We start from the raw sequence: 16,590 nt of genomic DNA on the forward strand, positions 1-16,590 counted from the left end.
AGTCCGCCGCATGGCGATTGTGCAAGACCGTATCCCGCGCATTCCAGCCGAGCACCTTCATCACCGGCAAATCGCCGGTCGATGCCGCATCGCTGAAATGAACGAAGGCAAGCTCACGCTCGCCAGATTTGCCGAAATTGGCGGCGAAGATCAGGTCGCTCTTGTCCCAGGCGGCGCGTTCGGCACCCTTGCTCTCACCGCGCTTGCTCACCACCAACGCGCGCAGGATACGGCGCAGGACGGTGACCGACATGGTCTTGTCTTCGAATGAGAGGAAGAAGATGCCCCAGGGCTGATTGGTGACGAGAGGGCGGAGCTGGTGGATTTCGCGCAGCTTGGCCGCATCCTCGTCCTTCAGGCCGAGTTCGCGCGGCTCGTATTCGAAGACCACGTCTTCCAACCCGTAATCGTCCGGGATCGGCCATTCGAGCTTGTCGCGCAGCAGTTCGACCAGGCGCGGGAAGCTGTTGACCTTGGCCAGCTCTTCGGCGGTGATGTCCGTCATTGTGTTTTTGGCCCCAATCGATCGCGCTAATTCAATTCCATCCAGGCCTTCAGCACCGGCTTGACGCCGAGCGGGGCCTGGACCTTGCGCAGGAAGGTCTTCGCAATGTGCTTTTCGACCGCGATGCGGATGTCGGAGAGTTTGACCTCCTCCATCTGCGTGACACGCGGAGCTTCTGGCGTGGAGCGGATGGCGCCGACGATCATCGGCGCGTCCTCGCGGATTTCCTGTGATGCGACATCGTAGAGATACCACTGCACGTCGCCCGCCTCAGCAGTCCACATGTCTTCGCCGCTCGCTTCGCTCGCTGCTTTGTCGTGTGCCGGGCGAGCGTAGCAGAAGAACACCTGCTGAGTGCCGGGCTTGAGGTTCTGTTTGCCCGAGAAGATACCGTTGGGATAGGCGCTGACTGTCTCATCCAACCCCGGATTGGCTTTCAGTAGATCCTGCCATTCGAGATGCAGGTCCTCATCCGGGCTGCGCTGGCCTTCGTATTGCTCGCTGAAGTTGCGCAGGTCTTCGTAGTCGTCATCCTCGCGAAGAAGCTGACGACCTTCGATCCCCAGCGTCTTGGAGATGCGCAGGGTCTTATGCGCGACTTTGCCGTAGAGGCGCAGCAGCTCGTCGAGATCGTCGGGTGGCAGGAAATTCCAATAGGCAACGGTGCCGCGCAGTTCCTTCTGGTCCGGGTGGTCGGCAACGATCCGTGCCTCGATATCCGGGTTCATGCGCCGATCGACACGGCCAATGCGCTGCATCAGTCGCACCGGATTCCAATGCAGATCATAGTTGATCAGGCGCGTAGCATCCTGAAGGTTGAGGCCTTCCGACAGGACATCGGTCGAGACCAGGACGCGGATTTCTTTTCCGCCCTGCTCTGCGCTGGAGCTTTCATTGTAATAGGGAGCGAACCGCTGGATGATTGTGGCGCGATCGCCCTTGGTTCCGCTGTCGATCTGATCGACGCCCTCGATCCCCGCTTCCTTCAACTGCTCGGCAACGTAGCGAGCGGTGTCGCCAAATTCCGAGAAGATCAGGACCTTGTGCTTGGACAGCACCGGGTCCTTGGTCAGCATTTGGATCAGCTTCTTGAGCTTGAGATCCTGGCTGGGTTTGAACTTCTCCAGCTCATAAAGGAAATCGGCGACCTGCTCGAGATCGGCCAGGGTATGGTCGATGATTTCGTCAACCTTGAATTCGTCGCGCGGGAGTTTGTTGACGGTTTCAAGCAGTTCGGGCGGGATGAGGTCGTCCTCAGCCTCGTCATCATCGAACAGTCCCCTATCGAGGTTATGATCGAGCAGTTTGGCGTGCTTGCGCTTCCAACGATTGAGTTGTGCCTTCTCATGGTCAGTCTCGCAGTGGACCTCCATCCAAGCGAGCATCTTCATCAGCAGTCGCCAGCAGGATTGCTTGAACGCTTCGGCCGAGCTTTCGAACCGCTTCAGGAAGCTGGTCCGGATGAGGGCGACGACCTGCTTGAGGCGGCCGCGTTCCAGCGCGGTGGCGACATTTTCGCTGTCACCCTTGTAGTAGGCGTAGGGGTTATAGATGCCGAGGACGAACAGCGGATCACGCTTGTGGAATGCCTCGGCGACCATATCAAGCAGCTTGCCGTAGGTTTGCCGCACGGAATACTCAGCCACGGTCGGCTTGCGCGGTTCAGGGAACATCACTTCCCCGTCGCCCTCGCGCTTCATGCTTTCCTTCACGTAGCTGCGGCTCCGCTGGACGACCAGCGCGTCAAACAGCGGATCAGCGGACAGCCGGAGAGCAACGTCTGGCGTATTGAGTTCAAGCTCCTCCTGATCGGGACGATGACCGAAGATCTCGGCTTCGATCTTCTTTTCGAGCTGGCGGATATAGCCGGGCAGCGAATGGATTCCGAGGGTGCCACCGGAAAAGTGGTCCGCCTGATGCTGCGTGAACAGCTCGACCATGTGCTGGAAGTCGGTCAGGCGGTTGTTGATCGGCGTCGCGGTAAGCAGAAACATCTGCTTGCCCTTTGCGAGATCATACAGCCGCCAGTAGCGCGACTTTCGACCTTCGCCCTCGTCACCCTTGGTTCCGGTGTTCCGGAAATGATGGGCTTCGTCGATGATGATGACATCGGCCTCTTCCGCTACGCGATCGAGCTCTTCCTGCTCGCTCTTTCGCATCAGGTCAGTGTGGCTGAAGATCTTGAGACGGCTGTAGCCTTTGAACACGTCAGGAAGCCGCTTCCGGAGTTCGCGTTCCCAGACCGGCTTTTTTGCCGACTTGGGGACGAAAAGGGCGACGTTCTTCTTCTCATGAACCGCGAACCGTTCGATCAGCATCAAGCCGATGAAGGTCTTGCCCAAACCCACGCCATCACAGAGGAAGGCGCCGCCATACTTTTCGGCGCGTTTGAGCAGACCTCCGTATCCGTCTTGTTGGTAACGAGCGAGTACAGGGAAGATCCGGGAGCTGTCCTTCTCCCATTCGCTGGCTGTCTCCTCGTGCCCGAGGAAATATTGTTGCAGGGATCGGGTATAGACTTCGAACGGGAGATAAGCCCGGACGTGACGCTCGAAGGTCTTCAGGATCTCGGGCGTAACGTCTTCCGCCTCATCCCAATGCTCTTCATACCATTCTTGCAGGACCGAAACCGGGGTGCCGGTGATCTGGACGTTGAGCTCGATGTTTTCGGTAAGCCCAGGGAAGGTGAAATTGGATGAGCCGACCAGCGCGCTCGATCCCACAACCTCCATGCGAGCATGAGTAATGTAGGCCTTCGCGTGGAACTTGTCCTTGCGATAGACCCGGCATTTGATTTTGCCGCTTTGCAGCGCTTCGACGATCGCCGACACACCGCGAAGGAAATGGTTCTTCTGCTTTTCTGATTCCAGGCTGCCATCCAGAACCGAGGTTGCCGACGATAGTGCGGCTTCGAATGCACGCTTGGTTCGCCGAGATACCTCGTCGCCCATGAGGATGCGGATGCCGTCGAGCTTTTGCCATTCGCCATCGAGCGCAAGCAACGCACCGACTTCAAAGAAACCCGACGCAATGTCGATGCTGCTGGATAGTTCGCACCAATCTTTAAGATAACGCAGTGCCTTCCAATCGTCTTCACTGTTGTCGACGATGAATAGTTCACTTCCAGTTCGGGCACTGCTTCGTTTTGGCATTAAATCACCTCTATCGAAAGCTTAGGCGACAGGTTGGCGAAGCGCAACGTGATTGGAGCTACCCTACCGGGCGACCTGCTCTATCCGCTGTCGCGGACCGGGCCTGTAGTCTCGGCCCATCCGGGTGACGATCAGGAGCAGGAGAAGTTGAGCGGGAAGCTTGGCAGACGCACTCTGTCCCGCGCTGCGCGCTCCTGAGGGTGCGGCGTTTCCTGTGCTGACCCGCTGGCACTCTTGCCTCTCTCATTGCCGGACGCCCGCTGGCGCACTTGCGCGCGCGCAGGGCGTCCTGCTGCTTCGCGCCGTTGCAAGGGTGCCGATTCTGGCTGGATCGCGGGGCGATCCCTGAGCTGGAACGCCAAGGGCTTTGCCCTCTCTTTCCCCAAACCGGAATAGACACCCCCGAGTGGCGGGCGGTGCCCGCTGGCCCGCGCCAGGGCATCGATTCCGGTTTTCCCTCCCCCTTCCATCCTCGCCGGAAGGCAGGCCGCATGCCGCGTGTCGGATGCGGTTTTGCCGGAAAGGAGTTGGGCCGATGGGCGATCAGATCTTGAACTACCGAGCTTGCGGAGCGGAATGCCGTGAGGACTGGCTGCGGATGCTGGCTTGCGACGATGGCTTGCCGTTCGAGTCCGTGCGGGATGCCGCCGAGCGGTTTGGCGAAGCGGAGGATTTTGAGCAGCTCATTGACTATTGCGAAGGGGGCGGATCGGCTTTGCAATGAAGTCGTGATAGCGGCTTGCGGCGCGCCGCCTGACACGTCAGGCGGCGATGCTGTCTGCGAACCAGTGCGTGTTGTGCCAGTCCAGAAAGGCCGGGTCGGGATCGAAGCGTTTAGCCGGGCGCAAGCTGGCTTGTTCGAACTGCTGGAAGAATTCGCGCGTCTCGCGGCTCTGGCTTTCGCGCAGCTGCCGCGAGACGTGGATGCGGCGGCTCTGGTCGACCGTGATCAGGCCCCGGTCAAAGGCGCGGTCCAGCGTTGCCGACAGCAATAGGCCGTTGGCAGGGTTGTGCCGGTTCTCGATGTCCTTGCCCCATGGCTTGATATGGCTGGCAGTCAGCAGGCGCGGATCGGCGATGCCGGTGATGCAGCAGGTGTCCTCATAGTTGGCCAGGACTGCGCGGCGAAAAAAGTCCTGGCCGACGCGCTGGTTGACCAACGCCTGCGTTGTTGATGCTCCCTGGTAGGGTTCGAACCGGAACTCGCTGACTTTGTCCTTGAGCCGGGTAGAGGCTGGTGCAGGTTCGCCATGTTCGACTTGCGCCGTCCACATGCTTTCCGCGCGCGCAACCAGGCCGGTCCAATCCTGGCCGAATTCGGCATAGGTCGCCCGGTCGAGTTTGGACGCGCCATCGAGGCCCTTGCGCCCACTGTCGGTGATCTTGGGATCGAGGCTGGCGAAATTGCAGAGCTTCATCGCAACCGAGCTGCTTGACCGGTCCAGCGCGGCGGCGAGCTGCTGGATTTCTGGATTGCCCGAATGCAGCTTCCCGAACGGCAGCTGGAAATAGAGATAGAGCGCGAGAACCGTCTCCTCTTCGCTCCAGCGTTTCCTTAGGCTGCCTTCGTCCCCCATGGCAGTGTTGTGAGCGAGGCCGCCCAGGGGCGCAAGTGGCTTGGAGTGCTATGGTTTCTCCGGCGGGCACAAAGTCCCTTCGATCTGGGCGTCCGTTCTAAGCACCGGACCTGGTCGCACGCGTTCAGCCATCAATGCCCGGCCCGCGCCGGTTCGCGGGCGCTCACCCGTGTTGGGCATGACGTCTGCCCTTGGCCGTGCGGCCTGTCGGTTTGGTGCAACGAGTCATCAGATACGAAAGGACAAATCCATGGCCCGCAACAATTCCGCACCGGCAGCCGAAGCAAAGGCCCCGGACTTCATCGCCTGGCACGTCGCCAACAGAGGCGACAAGGCATTCTGGACCAAGGTCGGTGCAGCGTGGTTTCACCGCGACCGGAAGGGCGTTTCGCTTCAGCTGGAGGTCGTGCCGATCAATGGCCGCATCGTTCTGCGTACACCGCTCGACGACGAGACCAAGGAGCAGCCGGGCGCTTAGCGCCCGGCCTCGATCGCGAATACGACGCTGCGATTGGCGCAGCGCTTGCGCTGATCGACGACTATAATTGGCTCTGGCATTTCGCGAGCCAGGCTATGACCTTGCGAAAGCAAGCAGCGGCTCGATCTCGCCACCATCCGCTGCCCTCAGCGCCGTGACATAAGCTCGTCTGGTTTCACCCGGAGCGACCAGGTTGGCTCTGCCCCAAGTGAAGCGGGGCTGGCCGAGCTCCATCGCGAGCAGGTCGGCGACCAGGCGGGAGTGCCGACCATTGCCGTTGGGGAATGGGTGTATCGAAACCAGCCGGTGGGAGAAGCGGATCGCAATCTCGTCCGGCGGGTAGGTGCCGTTGTCTACCCAGTACCGCGCATCTTGGACGAGCTCTCGCACCGCCATGGGAATGCGGTAGGCGTCGATGCCGATATTGCGCGGCGTCCTGCGATACTGACCTGCCCACTTCCAGACTTCACCAAACATCCGTTTGTGCAGATCACGCAGGAATGCATCTTCGAGCACGTCAACATTGCGGGCGCGCCTGAGCCAGAGGCTGGCCCGGGTGATGTTGACCTGCTCGGCTTCGTTCAGTTCAGCCCTGGTGGTGATGTAAGTCGGAATAAGCTGTTCGCGTTCCTCCGCTTCGAGCGGCGTATTGGCTTCGTCTTCACCGGCATAGAGAGGATCGGTCATTCATCCTCCCAAAGGTAGCGCAGCGGCTCATTCAGGATCTCGGCAGTCAGGCGCTCAAGTTCCTCATGCATCTGTCCAGTAGTTAGAGACTGGTTCTCCAGCATCATGCCCTGTGCAACGGGGCCGAACTGATCGAGAGCTTTGGCTGCCGCGCGATCGCGCACGATCTCGTCGAGCGGTGCCTTGGGCACCAGCGCGTAAACAAGCTGGCAGTTTAGCGCCTCGGCAGCCTCACGCAGGGATTTGAGGGTGGTGGCATCGGTCGCCTCGGCCTTTTCCAGTGCGACGATACGCGACTGCACCACGCCCATGCGCTTGGCGAGCTGGCGCGAGGTCATGCCCAGTGAATCGCGAATAGCGCGCACCCAGCCACCGCGCGGACGCGGGAGGCTTTGTTCCCGCAGAAAGGCGAGCTTCCTGTCGAGGTTTTTTCGGGCCAGTTCGGCTTGCCGGTCCTTGATCATCGCAGTCCTCCACTGTCTATATGATCATTTCTATGTGATCGTATCAATGGATTTTGATCTATTAAAAATGATCTAAACGAGGCATTTTAATCATCTTTATATGATCGATAATTGAGGGTTTCGCCCAGCGCTTGGCGCCGAAAAACACGCCTAATTGCGGGAAGTGCCTTTTAGCTGATCAAGGTAATCGGCCCACCATTGCGCCATCTCGACGCGTTCGGCCCAATGCGCACCACGATGGTAAGCTGCCCGAACGGCATCCTTGTCCTTGTGCGCCAATGCCCTTTCAATGGCATCGGGCGACCACTTGCCCGACTCGTTGAGCAAAGTGCTCGCCATGGCCCGGAAGCCATGGGCGGTCATTTCATCGCCGGAATAGCCGAGCCGCCGCAGCGCTGCATTGACCGTGTTCTCGGACATCGGTGATTTCGGCGTCCTGATCGACGGGAAAACATACTTCCCGCCGCCGGTGAAGGCCTTTGCGTTCTTCAGCACTGCGATTGCCTGCCTGGACAAGGGCACCGCGTGCTCAACGCGTGTCTTCATTTTTGCGGGAGGGATGCGCCACACCGCTTCGTCGAGATCGATCTCCCGCCACTCCGCGTGACGCAGTTCGCCTGGCCGGACAAATACCAGCGGCGAGAACAGGAGCGCATACTTGGTTGTTGGATATCCCTCATAGCCATCGATCGCGCGCAGCAGCTCGCCTACGCGCCGGGAGTCGAGGATCGCAGCGAAGTGCTTCGGCTTGCGACTGGCGAGCGCGCCGCGCAGATCGCGGGTCGGATCGACCTTGGCCAATTGGTTGGCGACCGCGAACCGGAACACTTGGCCAGCGAACTGGAGCGTCCGGTGAGCCTTCTCGTCGTTCTTGGACGCTTCGTAAGGCCGGACAGCCTCCAGAACCTCGACTGGCTCGATCTCGACAATCGGACGGTTGCCCAGCTTCTTTTGCAGCAGGCTCAGGAACCACTCGCGCTTGCGGACCGTCGCTGCCGCCAGCCCATCCCGGCGATTCTTCTCGATGTAGGCTTTGGCGACCGCGCTGAAGGTGTTCAGCGCACTGATCTTGGCAGCAATCTTGTCGCGGCGTTTCTGATCAGCCGGATCGATGCCTTTGGCCAGGCTCCCCCGGGCCGTATCGCGGGCATCGCGAGCGTCACGGAGCTTCAATTCTGGATAGGAACCCAGGGCAAGCTTCTTCTCGACCCCGGCACCATTGCGGAATTTCATTCGCCAAAGCCGTCCGCCCGAGGGGGTCACGAGCAGATAAAGGCCCTTCTCGTCGGCAACCTTGTAAGCCTTGGCTTTGGGCTTGAGGGCGCGGATCGCAGTCTCTGTCAGAGCCATTTGGGGGCCTTTCCAATTTGGGGTTGGCGAAGGCCCCCACAAAAGGCCCCCAAATCGTCGCGGCTGCAGGCGAATTTCAGCGAACCTTGGCGGCCAAGCCAAGGCAATTTATCGCAGATTTCCGGGGTCTTAGCAACCTTCAGCGGTCAATGGCGAAGGTGGAGGTGGTGCCGCTTACAGGACTCGAACCTGTGACCCCCGCATTACGAATGCGATGCTCTACCAGCTGAGCTAAAGCGGCGCTCTGCCGGGCGCTGGCTTGCCCGGAGGAGGGCGCGCTTACCAGTGGATGTCGCGGATGGCAAGCGGCGCGTTGGCGGGACGTGGAAATTCTGAAGGCTCCGGTAAACTCCCGGGTCTCCTCGCCCTGCTCCTTTACCCTCGCTTTACCATGGAGCGAGCAAAAGCGGTCGATCAGCGTTCCGGGCATCGCCCGCAGTGGAGCACGGCAATGAACATGGCGCGTGGCATCAATCGGCCTTCGGGGGCGAGGTCCGCCTCCGCGCCGGAGGGGATGATCGACGAGCGTCCGATCGCCTTTGCCGGCCAGGACCGGCGGATGCAGGTACGCGCCTATAATCATTGGGTTTCGCTGCTACGCGGCCGCCCCTGCCCCACCCTTGCGGACCTGGATCCCGCCAGCATCGCGGATTTTGGGCCGAACAGCGTGCTGCTCGATTTCGGCACGGGCACGGCTGATCCTGCGATCCGATTTCTAGGAGCTGCGCTGGCCGCAGAATGCGGCGTGACGGCTAGTATCGCCCAGGTGAGCGATGCGCCGGAAACGTCCCTGCTCTCACGGCTAGCCGAGCCTTATGCGCAGATCATCGAAAACCGCGCCCCGATCGGATTCGAGACGGAATTTGTCGGCCCGCGCGGCAACCAGCTCTTCTATAGGGGCCTGCTGATGCCCTTTGCCGACGATCAGGGGGCAATCACCTGCATCTATGGCGTGATCAACTGGAAGGAGGCCGTGGACGTCGAGACGCAGACGCTGCTCGCCGCGGAGATCGACGCATCCCAATATGCAGCGTCCGCAGCGCGCCCGACGTCGCCGCCCTGGCCCAAGGGAACCGCCGACAGCAGCGCCGCACCACCCCGGGCTGCACAGACGCATCGCCTGTCTCCCCTTGCCGACCAGTTGCTGCTCGCGCAGGAATCGGCGGCGACGGTACGGGCGTCGGATCTGCGCCGGCGCGCGGCGCTCTATCGCACGTTGAACCGCGCCTATGGTTTCGCGCTGGCGGCGGAGGCCCATCCTGCCGCCTATGCCGCGCTTCTGGAAGATGCGGGGCTTACGCCGCAGTCGCGCGCGCCGATGACGCCGATCGTGAAGCTGATCTTCGGCGCGGACTACGACAAGACGCGCCTTGCCGAATTTGCCGCCGTTCTGGCCCATGCACGCCGCCTTGCGGTGCCGGAGGGAGGGCTGGACGCGCTGCTCGAAAGGACGCCCGGCGGCGTCAAGGGCATCGTCCAGGCCGAGCGCAAGCACCGCGCCGATCTGCCCCACGGGCCGCGGTCGATTGCCTCGGATCGAGCCGCCGAAGCCCTGCGCAGCCGCCCGCCGCTGGGCCGCGTGCAGATCCCCGCCGGTGAGGCCGAATTCGTGCTGCTGCTGGCGCGGGCGGGCGCTGGAGGCCTGGATATCGTCGCCAAAGTGGAAGGCGATGCGGCACTGACCGACCGCGCCATGCGCCGCGCGGGCGCCTGAGTCCACAAGGCGTGCGAGGGGCGCTTATGCCCGCCTCCTAGCGGCTTTTCCAGACTTGAGGTGGCAACCGGGCAGGCGCATAGCCGCCTATATGAAGAACATGACCAAAGAGATCATGCAGGCATTCGAGGAGCGGATCTTCGAAGGCGCCCTGCCCGGAGAGCTGGAAGGACTGGACGAAAGCGAACGCGCGGATATCGCGCGCTTCGTTGCGGAGACGGCGGCAGATCGTCCTCCCCAAACCGTCCGGCTGAACCTGGAAACCTATCACGACGACAATAGCCGCAGGATGCGGCTGGCCGTGATCAACGACGACATGCCGTTCCTGGTCGATTCGATCGCCGGCGCGATCGCCGCCTTCGATCTTGGCACGTTCCGCATCATCCACCCCATTCTGCCGGTGGAACGCGACGCCAAGGGCGCGATTACGGCCGTCGGCGAAAAAGCGGCGGATGCGCAGGCCGAATCGATGATCTACATCGAGATCGAGCGCGCCGACGCCCGTACCCGCCGCGCGCTTACCAGCGAAATCGAACGCGTGCTGGAGCATGTTCGCGACGTCGTTTCCGATTGGCGCCCGCTGCAACAGGCGATGGGCCTGGATGCCGCCCGTGTCCCTTCGCGCGAAGGCGAAGCGCTGCTGCGGTGGTTCGCCGACGATGCAATGACGCTGCTGGGCCATGAGAAATGGTCCGTCGAGGGTGAAACTACCGACCAGATCGGCCTGGCACGCTACACGCATGACGTGCCGCTGCTGGCGGATGCCTCCCGCAACCTCGCGGTCGATTACTTCCAAATGGGCGGAGAGATCCCGCTCCTGTTGAAATCCAACGCCATTTCGACCGTCCACCGGCGCGTGCCGCTGGATATCGTCGCCACGCCGATCATGCGCGATCAGGATGTGGTGGGGCTTTCCATCCATTACGGCCTGTGGACCAGCCAGGCGCTGAATACCCCGCCCGCCATGGTCCCGATGCTGCGCAATCGGCTGGAGATGCTGGAATCGAAGTTCGGCTTTGATCCCGCAGGCCATACCGGCAAGGCGATGACGCACGCGCTTACCGGCCTGCCGCACGATCTGACCACTGCCTTCGATCTCGAAGCGCTGGAAAGCCTCGTGCTCACGGCAATGTCCGTGTCGGATCGGCCGCGTTCCAAGCTGGTGCTGGTGCGCAGCCCGCTGGGGCGCCATCTGTTCGGGTTCGTCTGGTTGCCGCGCGAACAGGTTGCGGCGGGCCATCGCGAAACAATCGGCAACATGCTGGTCGAAGCGGCGCATGCCAAGATGATCAACTGGTCGATCGCGCTGGAAGACGGCGTGCTGGCGCAGCTGCGCTACACGCTGGATCTTCGCGGCGATACGGTGATGCCCGACGAGGCGGAGCTCGACGAGCGGATCGCCCGGATCGTGCGCGGCTGGGCGCCGGCCGTCGATGCCTGCCTCGCCGAAATCGCGGGGAGCGGCGCCGCGCGCCTTTCGCTGCGCCTCGCCAATACCTTCCCCGATGTCTATCGCCTTACGCACACGCCCGAAGAAGCCGCGCAGGATCTGGTGCGGATCGGCGGGCTGGAAGACGAACATGCGCGATCGGTCCGCATCTTCCCGGTGCGGGACGAAGCGGGCGCCTACCGCATCAAGCTATACCGCCTTGGCGGTGCCCTGGCGTTGTCGGACGCGGTACCGGCGTTCGAGAATTTCGGCTTCCGCGTTCTGGAGGAAGTCCCGACCGAGCTCACCAACGGCGCCTTCATCCACGATTTCAAGGTCGAGCCTGCCACGCGCAGCGAGATACTGGACCGCGATCCTGCGGTTGTGGAAGCAGCCATCGCAGCGGTGCTGGAAGGCCGAGCGGAAAACGATCTGTTCAACCGGCTGATCGTCGAGGCCGGTCTTACCCCTTCGGCCGTTGTCCTGCTGCGCGCCTGGTTCCGTTATTTGCGCCAGGCGGGGATGCTGTACGGCATGGGCACGGTGGTCGATGCGCTGCGCCGGGCACCGATCGTGGCGATGGCGCTGGTTGATCGCTTCGAAGCGGCACACAACCCGGCGCGCGGCGGCGATGCGGAGGCGGTGGAACTCGCCGAGAAGGCGATCGATGCCGGCCTGGCCCAGGTTAACGCCATCGACGACGATCGCATCCTGCGCCTGTTCAAGGGCGTGGTGCTGGCGACGCTGCGCACCAACGCCTATGCGCCCGCCGGCGAGGAGGCGCTCGCGTTCAAGCTGGATTCCGCCAGGGTCCCCGGCCTGCCCGCACCACTCCCCTGGCGCGAGATCTGGGTGTATAGCCCACGCGTCGAGGGCATTCACCTGCGCGCCGGCCCGGTTGCCCGCGGCGGCCTGCGCTGGTCCGATCGCCGCGACGATTTCCGCACCGAGATCCTGGGCCTGATGAAGGCGCAGCGCGTGAAGAACGCCGTGATCGTGCCGACCGGGGCAAAGGGCGGCTTCTATCCCAAGCAGCTACCCTCCCCCGCCGTGGATCGCGACGCCTGGCTGGCCGAGGGTACCGAAAGCTACCGCATTTTCATCCGCGCGCTGCTGTCGATCACCGACAACATCGTGTCGGGCGAGGTGGTGCACCCCGAAGGCGTGACGGTGCTCGACGGTCAGGACCCCTATTTCGTCGTTGCGGCGGACAAGGGCACTGCGACATTCTCCGACGTGGCCAACAAGCTGGCGATGGAGCGCAATTTCTGGCTGGGCGATGCGTTCGCATCGGGCGGCAGCGTCGGCTATGACCATAAGGCGATGGGCATCACTGCCAAGGGCGCCTGGGTCTCGGTTCGCCGCCACTTCCTGGAAATGGGCACCGACATCCAGTCGGAGCCGGTGACCGTGGCGGGCGTGGGCGACATGTCGGGCGACGTGTTCGGCAACGGCATGCTCCTGTCCAAGGCGATTCGGCTGGTCGCGGCGTTCGACCATCGCCACATCTTCCTCGATCCCGATCCGGACCCGTCGAAGAGCTGGGAAGAGCGCGCCCGCATGTTCGCGCTGCCGCGCTCCAGTTGGGCAGACTACAACCCCGACCTCATCTCCGAAGGCGGCGGCGTATTCCCGCGCACCGAAAAGTCGATCCCGCTCAGCCCGCAGGTCAAGGCACTGCTCGACCTCGACGTGGACAGCATCGACCCCAACGGACTGATGATCGCGATCCTCAAGGCCCGCGTCGGGCTGCTGTGGTTCGGCGGCATCGGCACCTATCTGAAGGCGGCGAGCGAGAGTAACGGCGAGGTGGGCGATCCCGCCAACGACCGCATCCGCATCAATGCCGAGCAGGTCCGCGCGCAGGTGGTGGGCGAAGGCGCCAATCTCGGCGTGACGCAGGCGGCGCGCATTGCGTTCGCGCGGAACGGCGGCCGTATCAACACCGACTTCATCGACAATTCGGCCGGCGTCGACTGCTCGGACAATGAGGTCAACATCAAGATCGCGCTCAACCGCGAGATGGTCGAAGGTCGGCTGGGCTTCGAGGATCGCAACGCGCTGCTCGCCTCGATGACGGATGACGTCGCGCACCTGGTGCTGGAGGACAACCGCCTGCAGACGCTTGCGCTCTCCTTCATGGAGAATGACGGCGCGCTCGATCTGCCCAGCTATGTGCGAGTGATCGAGATACTCGAAGCCAAGGGTCGGCTCGACCGCGCAGTGGAAGGGCTCGACACCAATGAGGAGCTGATGCGCCGGGCGCAGGACGGGCGCGGCCTTACCCGGCCAGAGCTGGCCGTGCTGCTCGCCTCCGCCAAGCTCGCGCTGCAGGATGCGATCGAGCAGGGCGATCTCGGCCATGATCCGGCGCTCGTCGGCGATCTCCATGCCGCCTTCCCCAAGGCCATGCAGGAGCGGTTCAGCACCGCCATCGACGAGCATCGCCTGCGCAACGAGATTGTCGCGACGAAGCTCGCCAATCGCGTGGTCAACCGTCTGGGCGTGCTCCACCCGTTCGAGCTGGCAGAAGAGGAAGGCGCGGCGATGCGCGACATCGCGGCGATGTTCGTCGCCGCCGAACGCCTGTTCGATCTGCCGTCGCTATGGGCGGAGATCGAAAGCGCGGCGATCAGCGAGAATGCGCGCGTCGCCCTGCTTGATCAGCTCGCGCTGGCGGTGCGTGGCCAGATCGCCGATCTTCTGCGGGTCACGCGCCCCGGCGCGAGCCCGGCCGAGGTGATCGATCGGCTGCGCTCGGGCATCGACGTGCTCGGCACCAAAGCGCGTTCGCTACTGCTCGACGAGGCCCGCGCCCATTCGGATCGCATCTCCGCCACGCTGGAGGCGGCGGGTGCACCCGCCGAACTGGCGGACAGGGTGGTGCGCATCGTCGAGATGGACGGCGGCGTCGGCCTGGCCGAACTAGGCCAGCGGCTGGAGATCGACGAAGTGGTGCTGGCACGCGCCTTCACCGCGCTGGGCCAGACGCTCGGCCTCGATTGGGCTCAGGGCGCGGCGGCGCGGATCACCACCGGCGATGTCTGGGAACGCCTGCTGATCGCCAGCCTCGCGCGCGATTTCCAGCAGTTGCGGCTCGAATTCCTAGGCCGCATTGATGGCGCCGATCCGCAGGCGGCGGTGGAAGCCTGGCTCGCCGAGCATCAGGCGCGGGTCGACCAGTTCGTGGCCGTCGTGCGCCGTGCCCGGCAATCGGCCGCTCCGAATGCCGCAATGCTGGCGCAGATCGCCGGCCAGGCGCGCGTCCTTCTGGGCCGCGAATAGGCTGCACGCGAAAACGGCGCCGGTGGTTGCCGGCGCCGTTTGCTTTTCCATCGTCCATTAGTGGTTGTGCCGGGGGACCTTCAGCCCGGTGCCGCGATATTTCGTGGCGAACTCCAGCACACCGCCTTCGTGCAGCTGGCCTGACTTTTCGCGGTACAGCTCTTCCCACGGCGTGTTGCTCGGCGGGATGGGCGGCGCAGGCTCGCCCTTGCGCCGGGCGATCTCATCCTCGGCGACCAATGCGTCCACCCGGCCTTGGTTAAGATCGATCCGAATCACGTCGCCGGTGCGCAGCCACGAAAGCCCGCCGCCTGCCGCGCTCTCCGGCGAGGCGTTGAGGATCGAGGGGCTGTCCGACGTGCCCGACTGGCGGCCGTCGCCCAGCGTCGGCAGGCTCTGGATGCCCTTTTGCAGGATCGCGTCGGGCGGCTGCATGTTGACGACTTCCGCCGAGCCCGGCCAGCCGAGCACGCCAGCGCCGCGAATCACCAGGATGCAGTTATCGTCGATGCCGAGCGCCGGATCGTTGATCCGGTGGTGATAGTCGTCCGATCCGTCGAACACCACCGCGCGCACCTCGAATACGCCCTCCTGCCCCGGGGTGGAGAGATAGCGCGCGCGGAACTGCTCGGAGATCACGCTGGTCTTCATGATCGCCATGTCGAACAGGTTGCCGGTGAGCACCAGGAACCCGGCCTTCTCCATCAGCGGCTTGTCGAGCGGGAAGATGACGTCGGCATCGAGCACGCGCGCCTCGGCGACATTCTCCGCCATGGTGCGGCCGGTGCAGGTTGCGACGCTGCCGTCCAGGATGCCCGCATCGACCAGCAGCTTGAGCACCGCCGGGATGCCGCCGGCACGGTGGAAGCGTTCGGACAGATACTGCCCCGCCGGCTGCATGTTGACGATCAGCGGCAGGTCATAACCGGTCTGCCAGTCCTCGGGCGTGATGGTGATGCCGGCATGCGCGGCCATCGCATTGAGGTGCGGCTGGGCGTTGGTAGAGCCGCCGATCGCGGTGAGCAGCTTGATCGCGTTGAGGAAGCTCTGCTTGGTCAGGATCTTCGACGGGCGCAGGTCCTCATAGGCCATCTCGACGATGCGCTTGCCGGTCTCGTAGGCGATCTGGCCGCGCTCACGGTACGGCGCCGGGATCATCGCGCAGCCGGGGAGCGACATGCCCAGCCCCTCGGCCATGCTGTTCATCGTCGAGGCGGTGCCCATCGTGTTGCAGTGCCCCGAGGAGGGCGCGCTCTCCATCGCGCGGCGGAGGAACTCGGCCTCGTCGATCTCGCCCGCCGCCATCTTGCGGCGCGAGCGCCAGATCACCGTGCCCGAGCCGACCAACTCGCCTTCATGCCAGCCGTCGAGCATCGGCCCGCCCGACAGGACGATCGCCGGGATGTCGACGGTGGAGGCGGCCATCAGCGAGGACGGCGTGGTTTTGTCGCAGCCGGTGGTGAGGATCACCGCGTCGATCGGATAGCCGTTAAGGATCTCGACCAGCCCGAGATAGGCGAGGTTGCGATCGAGCGCGGCGGTCGGCCGCCGGCAATTCTCGAAGATCGGGTGGAGCGGAAACTCCATCGGGATGCCGCCCGCCGCGAGGATGCCTTCGCGGGCGCGCTTCACCGTCTCGAGGTGGATGCGGTTGCACGGCGCGATGTCGCTGCCCGACTGGGCGATGCCGATGATCGGCTTGCCCGAGGTCAGCTCCGCCGGCGTGATGCCGTAGTTCATGAAGCGCTCAAGATAGAGCGCGGCCATGTCGGCGCGGCCGGGGGCGGCGAACCATTCGCGCGATCGGAACGGACGGACGGGCGTGCGGGTCACGATTCAAACTCCCGAAACAAACTCCCCTCCCGCTTGCGGGAGGGGTCGGGGGAGGGGCTGGAACAACCCCGCCCGCCAAGATCAAAACTCCCCTCCCCCAGCCCCTCCCGCGAGCG

General features: G+C 63.4%; 10 protein-coding genes and 1 tRNA gene. 4 read left to right on the forward strand and 7 right to left on the reverse strand.

Annotation, left to right across the window (positions count from 1 at the left end; genetic code table 11):
• Window positions 1–531: 531 nt before the first annotated feature.
• Entirely contained in the window at window positions 532–3,657 is a 3,126-nt protein-coding gene (locus ACNFJ7_RS08005) for a helicase-related protein (protein ID WP_082664384.1), read from the reverse strand.
• Window positions 3,658–4,192: 535 nt separating this feature from the next.
• Here ACNFJ7_RS08005 and ACNFJ7_RS08010 point away from each other — a divergent pair.
• Window positions 4,193–4,381, forward strand: coding sequence for a hypothetical protein (locus ACNFJ7_RS08010; RefSeq protein WP_019367725.1), 189 nt, complete (start codon window positions 4,193–4,195; stop codon window positions 4,379–4,381).
• 37 nt (window positions 4,382–4,418) lie between these two features.
• On the opposite strand, the gene ACNFJ7_RS08015 is transcribed toward ACNFJ7_RS08010, so the two are convergent.
• Window positions 4,419–5,234, reverse strand: a complete 816-nt coding sequence (locus ACNFJ7_RS08015) for an HNH endonuclease (protein WP_019367724.1) — start codon at window positions 5,232–5,234, stop codon at window positions 4,419–4,421.
• A 250-nt stretch (window positions 5,235–5,484) separates the two neighbouring features.
• Between ACNFJ7_RS08015 and ACNFJ7_RS08020 the strand changes: the two genes are divergently transcribed.
• Window positions 5,485–5,712 carry a hypothetical protein gene (locus tag ACNFJ7_RS08020; RefSeq protein ID WP_019367723.1) on the forward strand — a complete coding sequence of 76 codons (228 nt, stop codon included), beginning with the start codon at window positions 5,485–5,487 and terminating at the stop codon, window positions 5,710–5,712.
• Between the two features lie 93 nt (window positions 5,713–5,805).
• Here the strand turns inward: ACNFJ7_RS08020 and ACNFJ7_RS08025 are convergent, their stop codons facing one another.
• From ACNFJ7_RS08025 to ACNFJ7_RS08040, 4 genes are all read right to left on the reverse strand, one after another.
• A complete protein-coding gene (locus ACNFJ7_RS08025) occupies window positions 5,806–6,399 on the reverse strand; it encodes a mobile mystery protein B (protein WP_019367722.1) in 594 nt (197 codons plus the stop codon).
• Window positions 6,396–6,863 carry a mobile mystery protein A gene (locus ACNFJ7_RS08030; protein ID WP_019367721.1) on the reverse strand — a complete coding sequence of 156 codons (468 nt, stop codon included), beginning with the start codon at window positions 6,861–6,863 and terminating at the stop codon, window positions 6,396–6,398. Before ACNFJ7_RS08030 ends, ACNFJ7_RS08025 begins: the two co-directional genes overlap by 4 nt.
• Window positions 6,864–7,013: 150 nt before the next feature.
• A complete protein-coding gene (locus ACNFJ7_RS08035) occupies window positions 7,014–8,213 on the reverse strand; it encodes a tyrosine-type recombinase/integrase (protein WP_019367720.1) in 1,200 nt (399 codons plus the stop codon).
• 165 nt (window positions 8,214–8,378) lie between these two features.
• Window positions 8,379–8,454: transfer RNA gene (locus ACNFJ7_RS08040), tRNA-Thr, on the reverse strand.
• A 210-nt stretch (window positions 8,455–8,664) separates the two neighbouring features.
• Here ACNFJ7_RS08040 and ACNFJ7_RS08045 point away from each other — a divergent pair.
• Window positions 8,665–9,927 carry a hypothetical protein gene (locus ACNFJ7_RS08045; protein ID WP_026008807.1) on the forward strand — a complete coding sequence of 421 codons (1,263 nt, stop codon included), beginning with the start codon at window positions 8,665–8,667 and terminating at the stop codon, window positions 9,925–9,927.
• 91 nt (window positions 9,928–10,018) lie between these two features.
• A complete protein-coding gene (locus ACNFJ7_RS08050) occupies window positions 10,019–14,641 on the forward strand; it encodes an NAD-glutamate dehydrogenase (RefSeq protein WP_019367718.1) in 4,623 nt (1,540 codons plus the stop codon).
• A gap of 57 nt (window positions 14,642–14,698) precedes the next feature.
• Here the strand turns inward: ACNFJ7_RS08050 and ACNFJ7_RS08055 are convergent, their stop codons facing one another.
• Window positions 14,699–16,477: an IlvD/Edd family dehydratase gene (locus ACNFJ7_RS08055; protein ID WP_269083827.1), complete on the reverse strand. Its 1,779-nt coding sequence runs from the start codon at window positions 16,475–16,477 to the stop codon at window positions 14,699–14,701.
• Window positions 16,478–16,590: the final 113 nt, after the last annotated feature.

This window comes from Sphingomonas sp. HT-1 (assembly GCF_048568905.1).
In the GTDB taxonomy this organism is placed as follows: domain Bacteria; phylum Pseudomonadota; class Alphaproteobacteria; order Sphingomonadales; family Sphingomonadaceae; genus Sphingomonas.